This is a genomic window from Bacillus sp. GC_Bacil_1 (assembly GCF_026540675.1).
Classification (GTDB): Bacteria; Bacillota; Bacilli; order Bacillales; family Bacillaceae_G; genus Bacillus_A; species Bacillus_A cereus.
The window spans coordinates 79,607-102,399 of record NZ_JALNUG010000013.1 but is presented as its reverse complement, the minus strand read 5'-3'; the positions used below and the strand labels follow the sequence as shown (position 1 = coordinate 102,399).

Sequence of the window (22,793 nt, the reverse complement as noted above, 5' to 3'; positions counted from 1 at the left end):
ATAAACATACTCGAATACAATACTTAAATCAGAAGCCTATGTCAATGGTTTTTTTTGTATGTTGTCAGACGTTATATTTTATAATGATTAAATATATTTCCGACCACTTCATAAGGTTTTATATTCACTTTTTCCAACTCGTTTATCGGTAGCCATAACGGAATATAACTTCCTTTACCTTCCCGCTGAAATTCCTCAGCTGTTCCACTTCCGAACACTCCACCTGTAATATAGGCACCATAATAATATTCATTTCCTTTATATTTTACCTTTGCAATAAGGTGCTTCACTTTTATATGTAGCCCTAATTCTTCGTATACCTCTCTTTTCGTTGCCTCTTCAGGCGTTTCACCTTCCTCAATCCCTCCGCCAGGAAAAACATAATATATTTCCTCTTCTCGAATACGTTTTATAAGAGCGATTTTCCCTTCCTGTACAATAATAGCCGCCCCGCGATTTCTTATCATTTTATTTCCTCAATACGAATCGCGACTGTTCCCCACTCTTTTTCTTGTTCTTTCGTATATATTTTGTATGTACTTTCTAACATTTCCTCTAAACTATCATTTTCACAATCCAATAATTTTTTATCAATTTGTTCATACATAGATTTAAAGCTCTCGTATCGCTTTATTTCCGTTACTTTTACCGTCATCATTTCTGTTGTCGTAAGATTCGTAAATACGATTTCATCACCTTTGTTTATTAGTTGACGTTTTTTATCGTATAGGCGTACTTCATATACTTTTTTTCCTGATTGAATTGAGTGAAACGGTTTATTATATAAACCCATTTCGTATCGCATACATCCCACTCCCTTTTGTTCATTTCACCTATTAATACAGTTCACATTACTACATCTTGCATATAATATTCCATACGTATCACTTAATTGAGAAAGGAGGCTGAAGAAGCATGTTATATTTAAATCAAAAACCTGAATATAATAAATATGATATTGGTGATTATACTTATAGTAAAGTAGGGCCAACCATTTTTTCTTGGAACGATGAAACAAAATTAAAAATAGGTAAGTTTTGTTCATTAGCAGAAGAAGTCGTTTTCATACTTGGCGGTGAACATCGCGCAGACTGGATAACAACTTATCCATTTAATGCACTTTTTGATGAAGGAGCACATATTACTGGTCACCCTTCTTCAAAAGGTGATATCGTAGTCGGCAATGATGTATGGATTGGTTATCAATCCTGCATTTTATCTGGTGTTACAATTGGTAACGGGGCCATTATCGGCGCCAGAAGCGTTGTTACAAAAGACGTACCCCCGTATGCAATTGTAGCTGGTAATCCTGCAAAATTTGTTCGATATCGTTTCCCGCAAGAAACGATTGACAAACTAGAGAATCTCGCATGGTGGGACTGGGACATTTCTGTTATAAAAGGAGCCATTCCATTACTACTCTCCGACAAAATCGAAGAATTTTTCACCTCGCCCGAAAATGAATCTATATGATTAAAACAGAAAGAGCATCCTGAAAAATAATTGGATGCTCTTTCTGTTTTTATTTTTTATGTCCATGCAAATGATTACACGGAGAACATTGAAATGGAATCTTATCTAAGCAATTAAAGTTTGTTTCGCAAATTTGTTCAATCGTTGGAACAAATGGAATGACAACTATGTTACTTTCTACTATTTGTGTAACAGGTGGCAATACTGTGCCTACTTGATGTTCAAAACGAATACTCGCTTGATTTATATAATTTCCTGAACCATTTGGCGCGCTCTGTACTGCTACTTGGAACGAAACTGTCCTTGCTTCACCAGGATTTAAACTTCCGATAAGAAACCCTACTGCCGGGCTTACATTCGGCACTGGCGTATTATCAACCGTTACACTTCCAGGAACAAATCGAACACTACTATCTAACATATCTTGAAAACGAATATTTTGCATTACAGTATCACCCGTATTTGTGATGACTGTCGTAAACGTAATGACATCTCCAATTGTTGCTACCTGTAAATCTGCCGTTTTTACGACTGTCGTTGAGACATTTTGAGGAATAAACGGGATAACAACTGTATTACTATCACCTTCAACTACTACTGGCGGCTCATTCGGATTTACAGTTGCAAGCCCATTCGCTGTAGCAGTATTTGTAACTAAATTATTTACTTGCCCTCCTATTATTACAACTTGGAAATTAATAATTGCTGCATCATTTGGCTGAAAATCACCTAACGGAATACCAGTATTCGGATTAGCAAATGGAAGAGGTACATCATTTACCGTTACCGTACCATTTATAAATAGCGTATTCGGATCAATGATATCTGTTAACACAATATTGGTCACAGGAACTGTACTATCATTTATAACAGCGATTCCGTAAGTGACAACATCCCCTATCATCGCTACTTCAAAGTTTGCTCCTTTTGCAACAAATAAGATTGCAGTATTTACCGTCACTATAACTGTATTGCTTGTATCCATCACTGTAACTGGCGGCTCCCCTGGTACTAAAATATATTCTGCTAACGCCCCAGCAACGTTCACTACTGTACCACCATCCGGAAAACTTGTAATCGTAGCTTCATATGTTACAAGTGACGTCTCACCAACTGGTATATCAGGTATCGTAAATCCAATCTGCGGATTTAAACCCGGTTGCGGAACCCCATTTATCGTTACACTATTTGGAACGAAATCAGCTTCCTGAGATAGCACATCGATAAATTGAACATTCATTGCATCAGCAGTACCAGTATTTAATATACGAACAGTATACGTTACCGTTTCTCCTACACCAACAACTGAATGGTCTACTTCTTTTAGCATATCTAAGCTGCCTCTATTTACCGGCGTAACCGCCGTATTACTTGAATTTGTAATTGTAGACGGAGGTTCTCCTGGAATCAATTCGAAATCACCCGTTACTCTTGCTGTATTCATAATGCTACTAGAAGGCGGAACTGCGATTACATTTACTTCAAATGTAATTAATACACTATCCCCTACTGCAAGATCAGGCAATGCAAAGCCTACAAATGGATCTAAACCTACTTGCGGAATCCCATTTATTTGTACACTTCCAGGAACGAATTCTAAACTAGGTGATGGAACATCGATAAACTGAACATTCGTTGCTGTTACCGTTCCCGTATTTGTCACTTGCACACTATACGTTAACGTATCTCCTAATCGTGTCGCTTCTTTATTTACAGATTTTATAACGCTGAATCGTCCTCTATTCACTCTAGTTATCGTCGTATTACTCGGCTCTGTTACTACAACTGGTGGTTCTCCTGGCACTAAAGTAAAGCTTCCTGTTATATTTGCAACGTTCGTAATTGTTCCTGATGACGGGATGTTTGTAACTGTCGCTTGAAACGTCACTATAACTGTTTCACCTACCGGTATATCACCAACTCCAAATCCAGTAATTGGATTTAAGTTTGGTTGCGAGGCTCCATTTATCGTTACACTATTTGGTACAAATGACGCTCCTGCTGAAATGGTATCAACAAACTGAACAGCATTAGCTGTTACTGTTCCTGTATTCGTTATTTGAACCGTATACGTTAATATATCTCCAACGAGAGTAGCAACCCTATTTACTTGTTTAATAACATTAAATTGCCCTCTATTTACAGTTGTAAGTGTTGTATTGCTCGGCTCTGTTACTATAACTGGTGGTTCTCCTGGTACTAATACAAAACTTCCAGTTACATTTGCCGTATTAGCAATTGTTCCGTTTGATGGCGCACTAACAACGGTTACTTGGAATGTGACTTCTACACTTTCACCTGGGTTTATATCTGGAAGCGGGAATCCATTATTCGGATTGAATCCAGGTTGTAACACACCGTCTATCGTTACAGTGTTCGGCACGAATGCTATAGAGGAAGGTAATACATCACTATATTGAACATTCGTTGCTGGCACTGTTCCTGTATTTTGAACTACTGTTGTATATGTGATTGTATCGCCTACTGCAACAACCGGCTGACTTACTGATTTTAAAACATTCAAACCAGGCTCATTGATTTCTGTTAATGTCGTATTACTTGTCGTTGTTTCCGTAATAGGCGGTTCTGTTTCACTTACAGCAAATGTAGCTGTAACGTCTACAAAATTAACAATCGTTCCACCTTCTGGTATGCTTGTAACCACTTCCTGATATGTGACAAGTACAAAATCATCGACAGGTATATCTGGAACTGTAAAACCAATGAAAGGATCTAATCCTGGTGCTGGTACCCCGTTTATGCTCACACTTCCTGGTACAAATGCTACACCCGCGGAAGTAGTATCGATAAATTGAACATTCGTCGCTGGCACTGTTCCGAAATTAAAAATCAATACATCATACGTTAATATTTCTCCCACCGTCGCTACTTCTTTATCTACTAGTTTCAATGGAAAAATAAACGCTATATTAATTGTCGTAACGACTAAATTTGTTAATATCGTTTCCGTAATCGGTGGTTCCTGCGGATTTGGTTGTGAAGTAAATGTAACATCTGCATCATTTAATATGACTTCATTATCTGGAATTTCTGTAATCGTCACTTGGAATGTGATCTCAATACTTCCACCAGCGATTAATAATGGAGTAACTGTAAATCCTATTTCTGGATTTAAACCAAGTTGCTGCACTCCACCTATCGTTACACTATTGTCAACAAACGTCGTTCCTTCTGGTATGACATCTTGGAAGAACACATCTGTAACAGGGATAATTCCTACGTTTGAAATGAGCACAGTATACGTTAATACATCCCCAACGGCCCCAGTTGCAACATCAACTGTTTTTGTTGCAGTTACTTCACCAGGAGGAGGTAACGGTATTGTAACTACCGTTGTATTACTTGAATTCATTGTTGTTACAGGTGGCTGTAAAGGATTTAATAAGAAAGTGGCTGTAGCAGATGCTGTATTTAATACTGCTCCACGTGTAGACGGTGCAACTACCGTAACTTGGAACGTTACTGTCAATGATGTTCCAGCTGCAATATTAGGAAGCGGGAAACCAACATTTGGGTCAAATCCAGGTTGTGGCGTTCCATTTATCGTTACACTATTTGCTACAAAAGTTGTTTCTAAAGCAATTGGATCAAGGAAAGAGACATTCGTTGCTGTTACTGTACCGTTATTTCGAATGACAACAGAATACGTGTAAGTTTCTCCAAGTGCTGCTTGTTGTACAGATGAAGATTTTTGTATATTTAACTGTGCTGTGTTTACTTGCGTCACTACAAAATTACTATTTGTAACAGTCGTTATTGGAGGGTTTGCTGGATTTATAAGAAAACTTGCAGTAACGTTCGATTGGTTTCTTATATTTCCACCGCTCGGAACACTCGTCACTGTAACTTGAAACGTAATCGTAGCCGTTTGCCCGACCGGAATATTTGGTACCGGGAAACCTAGCATAGGATCCGCGCCTTGCTGTACGACTCCATTTATCGTCACACTATTTGCTACAAAGGCAGTACCAGACGGAATTGGATCTTGAAAAACAATATTCGTTGCAGGAACAGTTCCTGTATTTTGAATAAGAATCGTATACGTTAACGTATCTCCTACACCGGCTTGTAGTGTATTTACACTCTTCATTACATTAAGTGATCCTACATTCACTCGCGTCACAACAATATTACTAATCGTTACAATTGTAATTGGTGGCTGGAGAGGACTTACTTGGAAATCAGCAGTGACATTCGCATTATTCGGAAGAACTCTATTTGGTGGTACACTCGTGATTGTCACTTGAAAAGTGACCGTCACCATTCCTCCTACTGGAATATTAGCAAGTGGAAATCCAGTTGTCGGGTTTAAACCTGGTTGAGGTGTCCCGTTTATTGTTACACTATTCGCTACAAAAGTGGTTCCAACTGGAATCGGATCAAGGAATGATACATTTGTCGCTGTCACCGTTCCACTATTTTGTATACGAACTGTATACGTTAACGTATCTCCTACACCGGCTTCAGTAGCACTTACACTTTTCATTACATTTAACCCTGAAGAATTCACGATCGTCATAACAGTATTACTTGGTACTGTTACAGTAATCGGCGGCTCTGTTGGATTTACAAGGAAATCTCCAGTTACATTCGCATTATTTACAACATTATTTCCTTGGGGAATTTCATCAATTAATACTTCAAATGTAACAATAACACTGGCGCCAGTAGGCAAATTATTTAATAGGAATCCAAGTTCTGGATCTGCCCCTTCTTGTAAAACACCATTCACAACTACACTATTTTCAATAAATAATGTCCCTTGGGGAATTGAATCTTGGAAAAATACATTCGTAGCTGGTACACTACCTGCATTTATGACTTCTATTGTATATACTAAAATATCCCCTACTGTTGCAACATCCGTATTGACTGCTTTCACAACTTCAAAGTTTCCTGATTGTACTGTCGTATTCACAACATTACTCGGTACATTGATTGTTACTGCTGGTTCATTCGGATTCACTTGAAAGCTTGCTGTTACATTTGCTTGATTTAAAATATCTTCATTTTCTGGATTCTGTACAATTACTACGTCAAATGTGACTACAACCGTTTGAGCCGCAGGAATATTCGGAAGAGAGAATCCTGTATTCGGATTTAGTCCACTTTGCTGTACTCCATTAATTGTTACAGAATTTGCAACAAATGAAACAGCAGAAGAAATAGGGTCTTGGAAAAATACATTTGTTAACGGAACATTCCCTGTATTTTGGACGGCAATTGTGTACGTTAAAGTATCCCCTACCGCCGCTTGCGTTGTATTTACTTCTTTTATTACATTTAAACCGCCTGTATTAACTTGTGTCACAACTGTATTCGTTTGTCTATTAATTGTTATCGGTGGCTGATTCGGAATAACGACGAAATTAGCAGATACATTTCCGCGATTCGCAATCGTACCTCCCGATGGTGTAGATGTTACTCGTACTTGAAATGTAACAGTCCTACTTCCGCCAGGAGATATATTAGCTACTGTAAACCCAGTCGCTGGATTTACCCCAGGTTGTGAAACCCCATCCACAGTCACACTATTTGCGATAAATGTCGTTCCAATTGGGATCGGATCTTGAAAAATAACGTTCGTTGCAAGTACATTTCCTGTATTTTGAATTGTTACCGTGTACGTAAGAACGTCGTTAACCGTTGCAAAAGCTTTATCCACTGTTTTTCTCGTTGTTATATCAGCTATATTAATTGTCGTAACTACAGTATTACTTGTCGCTTGCCCTGAAACTGGTTGTTGACCAGGCACTGGAGTAAAGTTAAATGTTACACTCGCACGGTTTGGAATTGGATTGACAAGAGGGTTCGATGTTACTCGAACTTGAAAGCGCACTACAGTCGTTTGCGATGCATTAATACTTCCAAGATTAATACTACTTGCTGGATTCGCTCCTGGACGCGCTACTCCATTTACCGTAACGCTATTTGCGACAAATGTTGTTCCAGCAGGGATACTATCAACAAAAATAACATTGTTCGCAGTGACGTTTCCATTATTTGTGACATTAACTGTGTACGTTAATACATCATTAAGTGTTGCCGTCTGTAAATCTACAGATTTTTGCATACTAATAGTTGCTTGGTTCACTGTCGTTTGTACTGTGTTTGAAGAAGACGTACTTGTAATAGGAGGACTACCAACGAAGGGACGGAATTGATATGACACCATTGCACGATTTAAAATAGGATTGGGATTCGGGAATGATGTTATTCGAACTTGAAATGTAACAATTCTTTGCGTGTTATTTGGGATTGTACCTAAATTAATTCCATTAGCAGGGTTTGCATTCGGCTGTGTTACTCCCCCTACCGTAACACTACCTGCAACAAACGTCGTTCCGTTCGGAATACTATCACGTAATACAACGTTTTCTGCACTTCCTGTTCCTGTATTTGGGACCGTAATTGTATAAGTGAGAGTATCCCCTACCCCCGCGACTGTTCTATTAACTGATTTAACAGGATTAATAATTGGACCTGTTGCATCAATTTGAACACCAAAACCAGCTGCTGCGTATCCATCTCCATTTGTAACAAATCGAACCGTTGCTGATGTTTGACTGTTTACTAAAGATGAGGAGGCATCTACATTCGTAATATCCCACCCTTGTCTTCGGACGGCCAAAGCTACCCCTAACGGCTGATTCAAATCTCCAAACGTGCCGCTCGTATCTAAATTTCCACTATCATTACAAATTTGTGACTGAAAGAAATTATTCGCAGGATTTCTCGGTCCGAATAATGCAACTGTAGCATTTGCATTCGGCCCAAAGCGAAGTTGATCTCCAACAATGTTAGAATCACCTTCTTGAGCAGTTACGAGCACTCTTCCTGTAACAGCTCCTGTTGCCGGCGTAGCAAAACCTGAAATTGTAGCATCAACTGGCGGGGATGAAGCATCGATAATTTCTTGACCTGCATATACTGACAAATTTCGAAGTGGTAAACTTGCATTTTGATACACAACCTCAAGCGTCCATCCAGCTGAACGACTGATTGTTGGGTCGGCTGAAGTTCTTGCAGCTGGCACAGCACCCGTTGTATATGTGCCTGCTCCACCTGCACTAACAAGATTTGTTACATTGGCAGAGCGAGCATAATAAAACTGATTTCCTACTGAACCTTGCTGCGCGGTAGCAGGATCTGGCGTAACAGAAAACGTCCCTGCTGGCGTTGTAAATGTAATGTTATCATTTAAAAATGGTAACACATCTTCCGTATCAGTCCGGAAAGTACCAGCCCAAACTAATTCTGCATATAATACACTGCTTCCCGCTGGAAGATTTAAAATTGCACTTGAAGAATTCAATTGCCATTCATCTGTTGTCCCTGCTGGGAACCCTGGTACTTGCAATGCTGTATTTACTGTCGTAAACACAGCAAGTGTACCAAAAATATTACCTGGTGCAGGTGATGTAGGGCTAAGTCCCAGCGTATTCCCAGTAAACGTGACGGCACCAGGTACTGTTGTCGTAAACCTATTTATAAAAGGCACACAATCATCTCATTTCAATTATAGTAAAAAGTGCTCTATACTATAAAATGTAGACAAACTATACAATGTACGTTGTCCAACAAAATTCCGCACATATGAGAGGGGTTTATAAAACTATGCGCTACGTTATCATAACAGGAACTTCACAAGGTTTAGGTGAGGCAATCGCTACGCAATTATTAGAAAAAAATACAACTGTCATCTCTATTTCTAGAAGAGAAAATAAAGAGCTTACAAAACTTGCAGAGCAATATAACAGCAATTGCATTTTTCATTCCCTAGATCTTCAAGATGTACATAACTTAGAAACTAACTTTAAAGAGATCATTTCATCTATTAAAAAAGACAATGTATCCTCTATTCATTTAATTAATAATGCGGGTACAGTTGCACCTATGAAGCCAATTGAAAAAGCTAAAAGCGAACAATTCATTACGAACGTTCACATTAATTTACTTGCACCTATGATTCTTACATCTACATTTATGAAACATACGAAAGACTGGAAAGTAGATAAACGCGTTATTAACATTTCATCTGGTGCAGGAAAAAATCCTTACTTTGGCTGGGGCGCTTATTGTACAACAAAAGCTGGTGTAAATATGTTTACACAGTGCGTAGCAACTGAAGAAGTAGAAAAAGAATATCCAGTAAAAATCGTCGCTTTTGCACCTGGTGTTGTTGATACTAATATGCAATCACAAATTCGTGAAACAAATAAAGAAGATTTCATAAATTTGGACCGCTTCATTGCATTAAAAGAAGAAGGAAAACTATTATCACCTGAATATGTTGCGAAAGCTATTCGTAACTTACTAGAAACTGAGGACTTCCCTCAAGGCGAGATTATTAGAATTGATGAATAACAAAAAGGTGTGCTAAAATTGCACACCTTTTTGTTTTACTTCTCTAAAAATATAAGCACAGACTCCGCAATTTGCTCATAACCAATTTCTTGATAAATTTTATTCGATATCGGATTCGCTAAATCAGTATATAACGTAGTCGTCTTGTACCCTTCATCTAACATACGTTGACTAAGTGCCGCTACACAATTAGATGCGTATCCCTTTTTCCTTGCTTCTTTCGGCGTGTATACGAAATTAACTGTTATATTATTTTTCGTTGGTCTCGTTTTTGCAGCTACAGAAACAAGTTTCCTATCTACTTCCAAACCAAACAGTCGATTTGTAGTTATTAATGTATGCGCAGTTTGTTTTGCTTCTTCTTTCGTAGTAGGAAGCTTTACGTCTTCACAAAATTGATATATCCACTGTTCTATTAATGGTAATTCATCATTATTTACCGCCCGGAAAAGTCCGTTCGCATTACACTTCTTCTTTACTCTGTTCAGCTCATACACACCTTGCTCCATTGCAACATTCATTTTCTTATTTTCTAATACCGCAATCTCTTCCGCTAATTTCTGTACAATTTTCTTATTACCGATCAATCCAGGAATATCCGGATATACTTTCGTTAACTCTTTTGCAAGTTCCTCAATAGCTACTCCCGAAATTTCAGAAGTTGCAACAATGATTTGTTTCTTCTCTTCTGTTTGCAGAAATACAACCGCAATGTCTTCTCCTTGTTTCGCTATCCCCATAAATATCGGTTCTTGAACCATTTGTAATACACCTAATATGAGATTGTTTTCCTGCTCATTCTTTTCTAGAAATGGTGTAACATCTTCTTTAAAATGAAAAATCTCTTCATATACATGTAATTGAATCATCGACAATCTCTTCTCTCTATTTATATTTTAATTAAGTATTGGCGATTAATTCATTAAATCCCTCTTTTACGATTCAATAATATTCAAAGCTAATGTATTCAAGGCATTTTCAGCTTGTAAAATTCTCTGTTTTTCCTTTTCAAATACATCTTCTTCTTTTCGAAAGGACTCTTTTCGATTTTTAATCATACGCTTCATTTCTTTTTTACTCGGTCCACCGTATACATTTCTTTTTTGAATAAAAGCTTCTGGCGATATAATTTCTTTCCACTCTTTTTCTAATAAATTTATTTTAAAACGTTCTTGCAAATACATATTTACATCTTTGAAGTGTAATTCATGTAGTTCTTTTTTCTGCTCCAATGACATATTTGCAATAGCACTTGCTGCATGATGAGCATGCCGAAATGGAATTTCATAATTTTTCGTTAAAACATCAGCGAAATCCGTTATTGTTATTGCATGTTTATAGGAACGACTTTTTAACGTTTCTTCTTCTACTTTCATCGTTAGGATCACTGCATTCATCATACAAAAAACACGAATCGCCTTTTCAATCCCTTTATATAAATATGGCTGCAAGTCATCTTCCGTATCGACAATATCACCAAATGGTGTATTATGAATCATTTGAAATACTGTAAATGCTTCTCCTAAAGCACTACTCGTAATTGCACGAGCGTGTTCAATTGAAACCGGATTTCGTTTTTGCGGCATAATACTACTAATTTGTACATATGGCTTTGCAACAGTAATACCGTCATATTCTTTCGTTGCTAACAACAAAAAGTCATGAATCCATCTACTCGTATTCGTCATCATTACCATAAGTAGCGAGCTAACTTCTAATAAATAATCCGCTCCGGCAACAGCATCATATGAGTTCTCAATTACAGTTGTAAACCCAAGTAGATGAGCAACTCGTTCTCGTTTAATCGGGAAACTTGTTGTAGAGAGTGCAGCCGCCCCCATTGGAGACTGATTTAAAAGCTGGTACGTTTTTTTCATTCGTTCTAAATCTCTTTGCATCGTATCATAAATTGCTAAAGTATAATGACCAAATGTTGTTGGCTGTGCCGGTTGTGTATGTGTATAAGCTGGCATGATCGTTTCCTTATGATCATCAGCAAGTTGCAGTACACTTTCTTGCAATAGCAAATGATGTTCCATTAATCGTAATATATACCGCCTTAAACTCATGCGATACATCGTTACACCCATATCATTTCTACTTCTACCAATATGCATATTACTTACAAAATCGCATTTCGCTTCTTGAGAAATTAAATGTTCGATTAAAAAAAAGAGGTCTTCATGCTGCTCTGTATATACCAATTTATCTTTTGGTATTCGCTCTACTTTTCTAAGTGCGTTTAATATAACTTTAGCTTCTTCTATTTTTATTAAACTTTCTTCAGTTAGCATCGTAATATGTGCTTTATGCACTTGAAACATATCTTTCAATAAGTAATTTCGTTGAAAATCAAATACATGTTGTAATACACAATCCACATATGTTTTTCCAGGGAAATCAGCGCCTTCACTCTTTATAAACTCTTCCTTACTCTGTTTCATCACCTTTTCCCCTCTCACCTAAGTATTACTACCCATCATACCCATTGATAGAAAAAAAGTGCCTGTACATAAAAATAAACTCGGTGCTCTCTGCACCGAGTTTATTTAATAAAAGTCGCATCATACTTATCACTTTGCAACACTTGGAAATGTAAGTTTGCTAAATGTTTCCGTATTTCTGCACTATCGTCTTCATTTAAATTGTTCGCCAAAAACACAATTTCTGTACAGTTTCCACGTTTATCCATAGCGTAAACCGCTTTTGTAACCGTCCATGGTGTGTAACCATTCTTTTGTCCAGCATGTCTAAATGTTTTACGGTATTTCTTAGCACTCATGTCTGTTTCAACGATATTTGCCCACACTTTTTCTTCAGCTTCTGTCAAGCCACCTTTATGGTTTGCCTTTTGAAGTAATACCATATAATCATTTGCAGAAGCTGCTGGTAATCTATCTGACCAAATTTTGTCGTAACGTTCCTCTAAATAAAGCGGAATTTCCTTCTGTAATAATGGTCCCTTCTTCTTTAAGCGTTCATGAATAATCATCGAATATTCACGATATTGCTCTTGAGACATTTCTTTTAACTTTTTCTCTATTTTATATTTTGGAACATGTAATTCTTTATGCAAATATCCCGGGATATACAAAGATGAAACGATTGGAAATAGTGGTTGATGTGCAGGAAGTGATAAACTTTGTAAATTTCGATTGATGTTGTCTAATCCTAACAATTCCATTAAGTATTCAGCATTTGCATTCGAACTAAACTTAACCATTCCTTTTGCCACTTCTTCTAAAGAAACCGCTCCTTCAGTTATCTTGCCCGTCTTCTCCAAATACTTTTGCCATCTATCTTGTGCACCACCATCTGTATTCGGCACATAATAGCGATTCACATCGTTAATCGACACAAAACTAGACGAATCAATTTTCCCTTCAGTAACTTGTTTCGTATATTCAAGCGCCACAATTAATTTCATCGTACTAGCAACTGGCAATACAACATTTGGGTTTACAGAATAAACAACTTTATCATTTCTCTTTACTAGAAGCGCACTATTTTTTTCATCTTTATGTTCTTCAATAAAAGATGCAATATACTGTGCATCATCATTATTTGAACTCCACACTTTTTTCACTAAAAAGTTACCCGATATTAGCAAAACAAAAATACCCACAATTACTGCGCATACTATATTTTTTTTCAAGTAAAATTCCTCTCCTATTGTGTAACTCTTCTCTATTTATGATTAAAAAACAAAATAATGGAGATGGTCATTTAAATAACCATCTCCATTATTTTAACTTGTATGCTCCTATTATGTCTACGTCATAAATTTCACAAAATCCTCAAGAAACTTTTTATAATGTAACGACCAACCAATTCGCACCCAATTTTTTAATGCTTTTGCATCAGGTTGAGGCCGAAAATCAGCAATACTCTCTCCTTTTGCAATTCCAGCTGTATCTACATCGACACGACGATATACATAGTCTAAAAGGGATGGATTTGCCGCAACCATCATTGTAACGACGTCATGTACTGGGCTTCCTTTTATTTTCGGATTTAACTTTCTATAAGCTTTATAATAATACGTAAATATCGGCTCGATTAACTTATTAAAACTCGTTTTAGAGTGTTTCGTAATATATTTTACCATTTCCGGCGTAATAATTGCTTCAGATGTAACGTTAAGTGGTACTAATGTCACATTTTTAGCATTTTGCATAACTAATTGCGACGCAATCGGATCACCATGAAAATTCGCCTCTGCGACTGGTGTTACATTGCCAGGCATTAAGAAAGCACCGCCCATTATATAATATTCTTTCACATACTTCATCATCGGCTTTTCTAAAATAAATGCCGTCGCTAGTGTTGTTGATCTACCAGCATCGACTATTATTAATTCCCCTTTATATTTTTCAAGAAGATCAAAAAATGCACAAAAAGGCTTTATATTTGGCGAAAAAGTTTTTGGAGGTTTAATTGGCCCTAAACCGTCTGCCCCATGAATTTCTGGATAATACGTTGTAACATCTCCGGATAAAGGAATTTTCGCACCATTAATAACAGGTATATCTTCCCGTCCTGCCATTTGCAATAAATATGCGGCATTACTTGTCGCCTTTTCTTGTGTTACATTTCCATATCCCGTTACTACTCCAACAATATCAATATCAGGATGCAACAATCCATACATAATTGCTAAAGAGTCATCAATGCCTGGGTCTCCTAAAAATAACACTTTTTTCATCGACCTCAACTCCATCCCCTCAGTTGTTATTAATTTATGAATAAACGTGGATATACAGAATAAAAAAGAACAAATTCATACGAAAAAACGCAGTCTTATAAGGACTACGTTCTTCAGCTAACCTATACTGTTTTTTTTACAGCACTCATACTTCCAATAACATAAGCGATAAACGCAAAACAAATTGGGAAGACAACTGTATGTATACCGAACGGATTTGGATAGAAAAGATGAATACACATATATGAACCTACTCCAACGAAAATGGAAGCAAGCGCTCCTGTAGCATTTCCTTTTCTCCAATATAACCCTAATACGATTGGCCAAATGAATGCTGCTTCTAATCCACCGAAAGAAAATAAATTTAGCCATATTAAAAAATCTGGTGGTTTAATCGCCGCTGCATAAACGAGTAGCCCTACAATACCAGTAATCCACAAACTTCCTTTTTTTATCGTACTGTCTGCTGCATCTTTATTTATGTAATTTACGTATATATCTTTAATAATTGACGAGCTTACAAGTAATAATAAAGAGTTTACTGTAGACATAATCGCCGCCATTGGTGCAGCTAAGAAAACTCCAGCTAACCAAGGTGGCAACACTTCCATCGCGAGTAGCGGCATTACTTTATCTGGTACCGTTATACCTGGAAGTACTACTCTTGCAAATACACCTGTTAAATGCATACCAATCATAATTGTACCAACGACAACTGTTCCGATTATTAAAGCTTGGTGCATAGCTTTTGAATTTTTATAAGACATGGCACGCACGCTAATTTGCGGTAAACCTACAACGCCAATTCCAATTAAAATCCAAAATGATGTAACATATGATTTCGTTAAACTGCCATCTGCTCCGAATGGTGTAATTAAATTTGGATTAATTTGAACAAGTTCCTGCATAATCTTTTCAATTCCACCACCAGCAATGACAGTAGCAATTAAAATGATTGTCGTTCCAACTAACATAATGATTCCTAATAATGTATCTGATAGCGCGACTGCACGAAATCCACCAATTAATACGTACACAAGTACAGAAAAAGTAAATAAAAATAGTGCTGTTGTATACGATAGACCCGTTAGTGACTCGATTAATCGTCCACCGCCGACCCACTGGGCTACTGTCGCTGAAAATAAAAAGATAATAATACATAACGCAGAGAGTATAACAACTGCTTTATTATTGTATCTCCCTTTTAAATAATCGATAAGAGTAATTGCTTCCATCTTCCTAGCAATAATTGCAAACTTTTTACCGATAACCGTTAAAACGATATATCCTGTTACAACTTGAATCGCAGATAATAGTACCCATCCAAGCCCCATATTGTAAGCAATACCGGGACCACCAATAAAGCTACTTGCACTACCGTACGTAGCAATCATTGTCATCGCTAATAATAAACCGCCTAACTCACGCCCACCAAGAAAATATTCTTGTAAAAATTTATTATGTGCTGTTGCTTGCACGCGTCTTGAAGCATATACACCAATTAAAAATACAACGATAAACGAAATTATCATTGGAATGATTACATACCAATTCATCTATTATTCCTCACTTTTTTCTTCCTCATCGAGTGAAATATCTTGAAATACAAAACGAACAACTAAACTAAGTAAAATAACCATAACGATAAATCCAACGATACAGCTATAAAAAAACCATGCGGGAAAACCTAATACATATGTATATTCACTTGGATCTTTACTACCAAGCCCATAAGCAAATCCGTACCATATTATAAAATTAATAATAGCAAGTCCAAGACCAATTAACGCTTCTCTATGGGCTATTCGAAAGCGTGGATCATCATGATAATCTTTCATTTTTCCCCCTCCTCTCACGATGTATTATTGTACCATTGTTCTTCTAGTTTTTCCTACTAGAAAGCAAAAACAAGCAGGATTTTTTATAATCATATAGAAGCTTCTCTTACATTACATATTTTTTACAATTGTAACACAAATGAAATTTGAATTTTCAGTATTTATTAATTATGATTTTAATTAGAGGCTTTCCATCTAGTTTCCACATCCTTGATTTCGGAATAAGCGCCGTCTCGTACTGCGTTTACATTATATTTTCAAGGGGGTTATACAATGAGTCAACTAGCTGTAAATCTTCATGAAAAGGTAGAAAAGTTTCTTCAAGGTACAAAAAAGTTATATGTGAATGGATCTTTCATTGAAAGCGCTTCCGGTAAAACGTTTAAAACACCTAACCCAGCAACTGGTGAAACACTTGCCGTCGTTTCTGAAGCTGGTCGCGAAGATATTCATAAAGCTGTAGTCGCAGCTCGTATGGCTTTTGACGAAGGTCCTTGGTCTCTTATGAGCACTGCTGAGCGAAGCCGTCTCATGTACAAGTTAGCTGATCTAATGGAAGAACATAAAGAAGAGCTTGCACAGCTCGAAACATTAGATAACGGAAAACCAATCCGTGAAACAATGGCAGCAGACATACCACTTGCAATTGAGCATATGCGCTATTACGCTGGATGGGCTACGAAAATCGTTGGTCAAACAATTCCTGTTTCCGGTGATTACTTTAACTATACACGCCATGAAGCTGTTGGTGTCGTTGGTCAAATTATCCCTTGGAACTTCCCGCTTCTTATGGCAATGTGGAAAATGGGAGCAGCGCTTGCTACAGGATGTACAATCGTTTTAAAACCTGCAGAACAAACTCCACTATCTGCTCTATACTTAGCTGAATTAATTGAAGAAGCTGGATTCCCGAAAGGTGTTATTAATATCGTACCTGGATTCGGTGAATCAGCTGGACAAGCTCTCGTTAATCATCCACTCGTTGATAAAATTGCATTTACCGGTTCTACTCCTGTCGGTAAACAAATTATGCGACAAGCATCCGAATCATTAAAACGCGTTACACTTGAATTAGGCGGTAAATCACCAAATATCATCTTGCCAGATGCTGATTTATCTCGCGCGATTCCTGGTGCACTTTCTGGTGTTATGTTTAACCAAGGACAAGTATGCTCTGCTGGATCACGCTTATTTGTTCCGAAGAAAATGTATGATAATGTCATGGCTGATCTCGTCCTCTATTCTAAAAAACTAAATCAAGGTGTCGGTCTTAACCCTGAAACAACAATTGGTCCTCTCGTTTCTGAAGAACAACAAAAACGTGTAATGGGCTACATTGAAAAAGGGATTGAAGAAGGAGCTGAAGTACTATGCGGAGGAAGTAATCCATTCGATCAAGGCTACTTCGTTTCTCCTACAGTATTCGCTGACGTAAATGATGAAATGACGATCGCAAAAGAAGAAATTTTCGGTCCAGTTATTTCTGCAATACCGTTTAACGATATTGATGAAGTAATTGAACGTGCAAATAAATCACAATTCGGCTTAGCGGCTGGTGTGTGGACAGAAAATGTTAAAACAGCACACTATGTTGCAAGTAAAGTACGTGCAGGTACAGTATGGGTAAACTGTTATAACGTCTTTGATGCAGCATCTCCATTTGGAGGATTTAAACAATCTGGTCTTGGCCGTGAAATGGGATCTTACGCATTAAATAACTATACAGAAGTAAAGAGCGTTTGGCTTAACTTAAATTAATGAGAAAGAACCTGACCTACCTGGTCAGGTTCTTTTCATTATGTATTCCTTTAAACTTGCAGTCCTCCGCTCACATTTAATACTTCACCTGTAATATAAGATGCGTATTCTGATGCTAAAAAAGCTGCTGCGTTCGCAATATCTTCTGGCGTTCCAATTCTACCAACTGGAATAGCACCAACCATCTTTTCTTTCACTTTATCTGGTATCGTTTTTGTCATATCTGTATCCATAAAACCCGGACAAATCGCATTACAAGTAATACCGAAGCTTCCAACTTCTTTCGCTGCTGTTTTCGTTAAACCGACAACTCCTGCCTTTGTAGCCGCATAATTTGCTTGACCTATGTTTCCTTCTCTACTAATTGAAGATATATTAATAATGCGTCCATACCCTTGTTGTCTCATGTAAAGAAGCGCTGGTTGCATACAATAAAAAACACCAGTTAAGTTCACTTGTAATACTTGTTCCCAAGCAGACTTCTCCATTTTATGTAACATTGCATCTTTTGTAATCCCGGCGTTATTCACCAAAATATGTAATGTACCGAATTTTTGAACCGCATATTCAATTAACGACTTCGCTTCATTTTGATTACTCACATCACATCGATATGAGCACACTTCATATCCTTCATCTGATAACTCACGTGTCGTTTTTTGTAGATTCTCTTCATTTACATCGCTAATTAATACTTTCGCCCCTAGTTTTGCATAAACCCTTGCAATCTCTTTTCCAATTCCCTGTGCAGCTCCTGTTACAACAGCTGTTTTCCCATTTAAAAACTCCATTCCTATCCCCCATTTCTATTACTTATACTGTATATTTCGGCTTTTTGCTTTTCAATTCCTCTTTGTATAAAAAAGTCTATTTGTGTCAAACTAACTTTGCAACGTCGCATAAAGTGCAAGGAGATTATGTCGAATGAACAAAAAGAATTTCAAACAAAGCAAAGCAACTGATGGCATTGATGTTGAGTTCTCTCGCGAACTCGCTGACCACAATGACTTAGAAGCAAACGCACGTGCAAATGCCGCTGATGCACGTCAAAAACGCCAATCAACCGAAAAATAAGGTACATCACAACCTTATTCTTTTCAAAAGGGACCTACTACCCAACAAAATAAACCGAGAGACATCTCTCGGTTTATTTTCTATATTTTTTTGCATAATGAGCCAAAGTAAGCAACGGATATATATGAGCATAACTATGATAACGAATATAAAACCCACCTGGCAAGCCTGTTCCAGTAGGATATTTTTCATTTACATAAGGGTTGGAGAGCAAATATGAAATACCTTTGCGAATGACTGGCGTTTCTTTATCATAGTAAGAAATGAGGGCATCTAACGCCCATGCTGTTTGGGATGGTGTACTAAATGGCAAAGTAACAAATCTTTTTTCCACACTACTTTGGCAAGATTCTCCCCAGCCACCATCTTCATGCTGTATATGTTCAAGCCATAAAGCTGCTCGTTTCAATGATGGATCGCTAGATGGTATTCCGAGTGACCGTAAACCCGTCAACACTGCCCACGTACCATATATATAACAAATTCCCCATTTCCCATACCACGATCCATTTTCCTCTTGTACATTCATTAACCAATTTATCGCACTTTGTTTTTGTTTCTCGGGCAATTGATTTTGCGTATACGTCCCGAAAAATTCTAACACTCTTCCTGTAATATCTGGTGTAGAAGGATCTGTAATCATATCACTTGCATTTTCGATTGGTAAATTTGCTAATATACGGCTCGTTACCCCTTTTTCAAAAGCCCCCCAACCACCATCATTATTTTGCAATCCTTTAACCCAATTAACCGCTCGCTTCCAAGCATTGTCTACATTTTCGTTCCCTCTACTTCGCGCCAATGCTCTTAACGTAGCAGTTGTATCATCAATATCTGGAATCGTCGTATTCACATCCGAAAAGCCCCAACCACCTGGGCAGAGATCCGGTGCATGTACACTCCAATCTACTTTCTTTGTTTGCTGTTTTCTTAGTAAATACGCTGATGCATTTTGAATCACTTTACTTGCTTTCGGAACTTGAGCTTCTTGTAAAGCATAACTGAGTAAAGCTGTATCCCATATAGTTGACGGAGAGTTTTGCAAATGGCTCCCTCTCTCCATCTTCCATATATAAGATGTGATTCCCGTTATAGCCTTCTGAATAATTGGTGATTGAATAGAATGTCCTAATGCAAGTAAAGCATAAATCATATAAAACGAGGCAGTTGCGTAACTATATAATGTTCCATTTTCATCAATACGCTCTTTCATAAAACGTTCTACTTCCTCATATCCTTTATGATGCAAAGAAAGTGGATACGTTATAATTTTCTTCACGTCACTTACTAACGTTTGAAAAACTGGAGATCGGTCCTCCCGAAACCATCCTCCGCCCCCGCCTGCAATATGATTTAAATTTGGCAATAACTTTTTCTCTACTCGAAATCTTTTATTTAAACACAACATCACCGGAATTAAATGAATACGTGCTGAGCTACTCAGTTCAAAAATACTGAGAGGGGAATCATTCTGCAGAAACATAATTGGTGTTGGCAAATGAAAGAGAGAAGGGTATTCATATTCTCCATGAATTGCTAATAAAAACTTCGTCATAAAATGAGCACGCGCTACCCCCCCACGCTCATTTATAAACATTTCCGCTCGCTTCATATTCGCATCTTCTTTTGTATATTTTTCCGATGCAAGTAAGGCAGCATAAGATTGAATTGTAGCAGATAAATTACCACCCATTTCATCTTCATACAATTTCCATGTTCCTTCATTTGTTTGAAGTGATGCTAATCTTTTTACAAACGGTTCTATCTCTTTATCTCTACCTAATAATTTTAATAAAAAAATCATATGACAATCTGTTAGTGGCGCTCCTTCAAAACAAAACTGCCACGTACCATCTTGCCGTTGCATTGTTTGAAGTGCAGTTGTTCTTCTCGCTATTTCTTCATGCACTTTTTCATATAATAACAAGTTACTCACCCACCCTTTCGAAATCCGTATAACGATATTCAAAAAGGTAGCTGAATATGTATAAAAACAAAGAAAAGCAGAACATATAAAATGTTCCGCTCATAAACAATATCCTACTCCGACAATAATCCCTAATAAAGCACCAACTACTACTTCATACGGTGTATGCCCAACAAGTTCATTTAACTTCTTATATTCTGTTTCTCTACCGTGAAAAAACTCATTCAATATTTTTGCTTGTTTACTTACTGCAAGCCTTACTCCTGAAGCATCATACATAACAATAATGGCAAAAATAGTAGCAACCGCAAACATCGAGCTTTCCACACCTTCTACTACCCCAACTCCTGTAGCAAGTGCTGTAACAGTTGAAGCATGAGAACTCGGCATCCCACCTGAAGCGAAAAACTTTGCAAAATCAAATTCACCCGTTTTGACTAATTTAAAGACTACTTTCGTTAATTGTGCTAAAAACCATGAAATTACAGCGGCCATAAGCGGATCATTATGTAAAATTGTTTCCACGTTCTCAGCTCCCTACTAGCTATGATGGAAATCCTATATAGTATCAGTATAAAGAAAAATGCGTAGAAAATACTACGCATTATGATACTTTTGCTGATTTATTTTTTATAAATTTCGGTTGTTTCTGCACTAAGAACTTTGTTTTCGCTATCGAGAATACAAATAATGCAACCCATATACAGAAAAATGCAATCATATGAGTAGATGTGAAATGTTCACCAAATACGAATACACCTAAAATCAAACTAATTGTTGGTGCAATATATTGTAAAAATCCCACCATATAAAGCGGAATAAGTTGTGCTCCTTTTGCAAAATAAAATAGTGGTAATGCTGTTACGATACCTGCTCCTATTAAAAGTAGCGTTGATAACATTGAAATAGATCCAAATGAGCCGAAACCATGTGCTCCTGTCATAACAAGATAAATGATTGCAAACGGCGTCACTAACATCGTTTCCATCGTAAGTCCAATTGTAGCATCATAATTTAATAGTTTTTTCGTTAATCCGTATAATCCAAATGAAAAGGCAAGTGAAAGAGAAACCCACGGAATAGATCCGAAACGTACTGTTAAAATGACAACCCCTACTCCTGCTAAACCAACTGCAACATATTGCCAAAAGTTTAACTTTTCCTTTAAAACGACTGTACCAAGTAAAATACTAATAAGCGGATTAATATAATAGCCAAGACTCGCTTCAATAACATGATTATGATTAACGGCCCATATATAAACAAACCAGTTTCCGCTAATCAAGACTGAAGCTATTGTTAATGACATTAATAATTTAGGTCGTTTAAAAAGATTCACAAATTCCCCAATAAACTGGCGAAACCTCTTCGTAACACCTAATACAAGTAACATAAAAACAAACGCCCAAACGATACGGTGTGCTAATATTTCATCTGCTGGAACTTCCTCAACCCATTTCCAATAAATCGGTAGAATTCCCCACATCGTATAAGCACCAGCCGCATATAGTATCCCTTTTTTTTGCTCTGCTGATTGACTCCCCATCTTCCTTTTTCTCCTCTTCTCATTTTTTCTCCATTATACGGTCTCACATGCTCACTTTACCAATAATCAATCTGCATTTCTTTC

At 37.3% G+C, this 22,793-nt stretch carries 17 protein-coding genes; 4 read left to right on the top strand and 13 right to left on the bottom strand.

The window, feature by feature from the left end; genetic code table 11:
• Positions 1–71 precede the first annotated feature (71 nt).
• The gene (locus tag OXT04_RS19885) at positions 72–467 is read right to left on the bottom strand and encodes an NUDIX hydrolase (protein ID WP_000620821.1); all 396 of its coding nucleotides are present in this window, start codon (positions 465–467) and stop codon (positions 72–74) included.
• Positions 464–805, bottom strand: coding sequence for an ASCH domain-containing protein (locus OXT04_RS19880; protein WP_267416978.1), 342 nt, complete (start codon positions 803–805; stop codon positions 464–466). The genes OXT04_RS19885 and OXT04_RS19880 overlap by 4 nt, the downstream gene beginning before the upstream one ends.
• Positions 806–915: 110 nt before the next feature.
• On the opposite strand from OXT04_RS19880, the gene OXT04_RS19875 reads away from it, so the two are divergent.
• Positions 916–1,473: a CatB-related O-acetyltransferase gene (locus OXT04_RS19875; RefSeq protein ID WP_000966309.1), complete on the top strand. Its 558-nt coding sequence runs from the start codon at positions 916–918 to the stop codon at positions 1,471–1,473.
• A 49-nt stretch (positions 1,474–1,522) separates the two neighbouring features.
• Here OXT04_RS19875 and OXT04_RS19870 read toward each other — a convergent pair whose 3' ends face one another.
• A complete protein-coding gene (locus tag OXT04_RS19870; protein WP_267416975.1) occupies positions 1,523–8,995 on the bottom strand; it encodes a DUF7507 domain-containing protein in 7,473 nt (2,490 codons plus the stop codon).
• A gap of 116 nt (positions 8,996–9,111) precedes the next feature.
• On the opposite strand from OXT04_RS19870, the gene OXT04_RS19865 reads away from it, so the two are divergent.
• Entirely contained in the window at positions 9,112–9,861 is a 750-nt protein-coding gene (locus OXT04_RS19865) for a (S)-benzoin forming benzil reductase (RefSeq protein WP_097821393.1), read from the top strand.
• A gap of 35 nt (positions 9,862–9,896) precedes the next feature.
• On the opposite strand, the gene OXT04_RS19860 is transcribed toward OXT04_RS19865, so the two are convergent.
• The 6 genes from OXT04_RS19860 to OXT04_RS19835 all read right to left on the bottom strand — a co-directional run bounded on the left by OXT04_RS19860 (position 9,897) and on the right by OXT04_RS19835 (position 16,404).
• Complete coding sequence (locus OXT04_RS19860; RefSeq protein WP_000615371.1) at positions 9,897–10,730, bottom strand: GNAT family N-acetyltransferase; 834 nt, start codon at positions 10,728–10,730, stop codon at positions 9,897–9,899.
• Positions 10,731–10,796: 66 nt separating this feature from the next.
• Positions 10,797–12,305, bottom strand: coding sequence for an argininosuccinate lyase (gene argH, locus OXT04_RS19855; protein ID WP_097821394.1), 1,509 nt, complete (start codon positions 12,303–12,305; stop codon positions 10,797–10,799).
• A gap of 101 nt (positions 12,306–12,406) precedes the next feature.
• Entirely contained in the window at positions 12,407–13,516 is a 1,110-nt protein-coding gene (locus OXT04_RS19850) for a serine hydrolase (RefSeq protein WP_095690403.1), read from the bottom strand.
• A gap of 117 nt (positions 13,517–13,633) precedes the next feature.
• Complete coding sequence (locus OXT04_RS19845; protein WP_000756465.1) at positions 13,634–14,566, bottom strand: nucleoside hydrolase; 933 nt, start codon at positions 14,564–14,566, stop codon at positions 13,634–13,636.
• A 122-nt stretch (positions 14,567–14,688) separates the two neighbouring features.
• Positions 14,689–16,122, bottom strand: a complete 1,434-nt coding sequence (gene panF / locus OXT04_RS19840; protein ID WP_001104824.1) for a sodium/pantothenate symporter — start codon at positions 16,120–16,122, stop codon at positions 14,689–14,691.
• 3 nt (positions 16,123–16,125) lie between these two features.
• Positions 16,126–16,404, bottom strand: a complete 279-nt coding sequence (locus OXT04_RS19835) for a YhdT family protein (protein WP_000656237.1) — start codon at positions 16,402–16,404, stop codon at positions 16,126–16,128.
• A 273-nt stretch (positions 16,405–16,677) separates the two neighbouring features.
• Between OXT04_RS19835 and dhaS the strand changes: the two genes are divergently transcribed.
• Positions 16,678–18,162 (top strand): aldehyde dehydrogenase DhaS, encoded by a 1,485-nt coding sequence (gene dhaS / locus OXT04_RS19830; protein WP_000080273.1) that lies wholly within the window; start codon positions 16,678–16,680, stop codon positions 18,160–18,162.
• Between the two features lie 50 nt (positions 18,163–18,212).
• Here dhaS and fabG read toward each other — a convergent pair whose 3' ends face one another.
• A complete protein-coding gene (gene fabG, locus OXT04_RS19825) occupies positions 18,213–18,953 on the bottom strand; it encodes a 3-oxoacyl-ACP reductase FabG (RefSeq protein ID WP_267416954.1) in 741 nt (246 codons plus the stop codon).
• Between the two features lie 133 nt (positions 18,954–19,086).
• Between fabG and OXT04_RS19820 the strand changes: the two genes are divergently transcribed.
• Positions 19,087–19,236, top strand: a complete 150-nt coding sequence (locus OXT04_RS19820) for a YfhD family protein (protein ID WP_001035815.1) — start codon at positions 19,087–19,089, stop codon at positions 19,234–19,236.
• Between the two features lie 73 nt (positions 19,237–19,309).
• On the opposite strand, the gene OXT04_RS19815 is transcribed toward OXT04_RS19820, so the two are convergent.
• The 3 genes from OXT04_RS19815 to rarD all read right to left on the bottom strand — a co-directional run bounded on the left by OXT04_RS19815 (position 19,310) and on the right by rarD (position 22,709).
• On the bottom strand, positions 19,310–21,163 hold the full coding sequence (locus OXT04_RS19815; RefSeq protein WP_000928138.1) for a terpene cyclase/mutase family protein: 1,854 nt from the start codon (positions 21,161–21,163) through the stop codon (positions 19,310–19,312).
• A gap of 99 nt (positions 21,164–21,262) precedes the next feature.
• Positions 21,263–21,688: a divergent PAP2 family protein gene (locus OXT04_RS19810; RefSeq protein WP_000447821.1), complete on the bottom strand. Its 426-nt coding sequence runs from the start codon at positions 21,686–21,688 to the stop codon at positions 21,263–21,265.
• 79 nt (positions 21,689–21,767) lie between these two features.
• Positions 21,768–22,709 (bottom strand): EamA family transporter RarD, encoded by a 942-nt coding sequence (rarD, locus tag OXT04_RS19805; protein WP_023522694.1) that lies wholly within the window; start codon positions 22,707–22,709, stop codon positions 21,768–21,770.
• Positions 22,710–22,793 lie beyond the last annotated feature (84 nt).

Excerpts from the sequence above, each read along its gene's own strand:
- OXT04_RS19885 (WP_000620821.1), bottom strand. The coding sequence starts at position 467 with ATGATAAGAAATCGCGGGGCGGCTATTATTGTACAGGAAGGGAAAATC.
- OXT04_RS19880 (WP_267416978.1), bottom strand. The coding sequence starts at position 805 with ATGCGATACGAAATGGGTTTATATAATAAACCGTTTCACTCAATTCAA.
- OXT04_RS19875 (WP_000966309.1), top strand. The coding sequence starts at position 916 with ATGTTATATTTAAATCAAAAACCTGAATATAATAAATATGATATTGGT.
- OXT04_RS19865 (WP_097821393.1), top strand. The coding sequence starts at position 9,112 with ATGCGCTACGTTATCATAACAGGAACTTCACAAGGTTTAGGTGAGGCA.
- OXT04_RS19860 (WP_000615371.1), bottom strand. The coding sequence starts at position 10,730 with ATGATTCAATTACATGTATATGAAGAGATTTTTCATTTTAAAGAAGAT.
- argH (WP_097821394.1), bottom strand. The coding sequence starts at position 12,305 with ATGAAACAGAGTAAGGAAGAGTTTATAAAGAGTGAAGGCGCTGATTTC.
- OXT04_RS19845 (WP_000756465.1), bottom strand. The coding sequence starts at position 14,566 with ATGAAAAAAGTGTTATTTTTAGGAGACCCAGGCATTGATGACTCTTTA.
- panF (WP_001104824.1), bottom strand. The coding sequence starts at position 16,122 with ATGAATTGGTATGTAATCATTCCAATGATAATTTCGTTTATCGTTGTA.
- OXT04_RS19835 (WP_000656237.1), bottom strand. The coding sequence starts at position 16,404 with ATGAAAGATTATCATGATGATCCACGCTTTCGAATAGCCCATAGAGAA.
- dhaS (WP_000080273.1), top strand. The coding sequence starts at position 16,678 with ATGAGTCAACTAGCTGTAAATCTTCATGAAAAGGTAGAAAAGTTTCTT.
- fabG (WP_267416954.1), bottom strand. The coding sequence starts at position 18,953 with ATGGAGTTTTTAAATGGGAAAACAGCTGTTGTAACAGGAGCTGCACAG.
- OXT04_RS19820 (WP_001035815.1), top strand. The coding sequence starts at position 19,087 with ATGAACAAAAAGAATTTCAAACAAAGCAAAGCAACTGATGGCATTGAT.
- rarD (WP_023522694.1), bottom strand. The coding sequence starts at position 22,709 with ATGGGGAGTCAATCAGCAGAGCAAAAAAAAGGGATACTATATGCGGCT.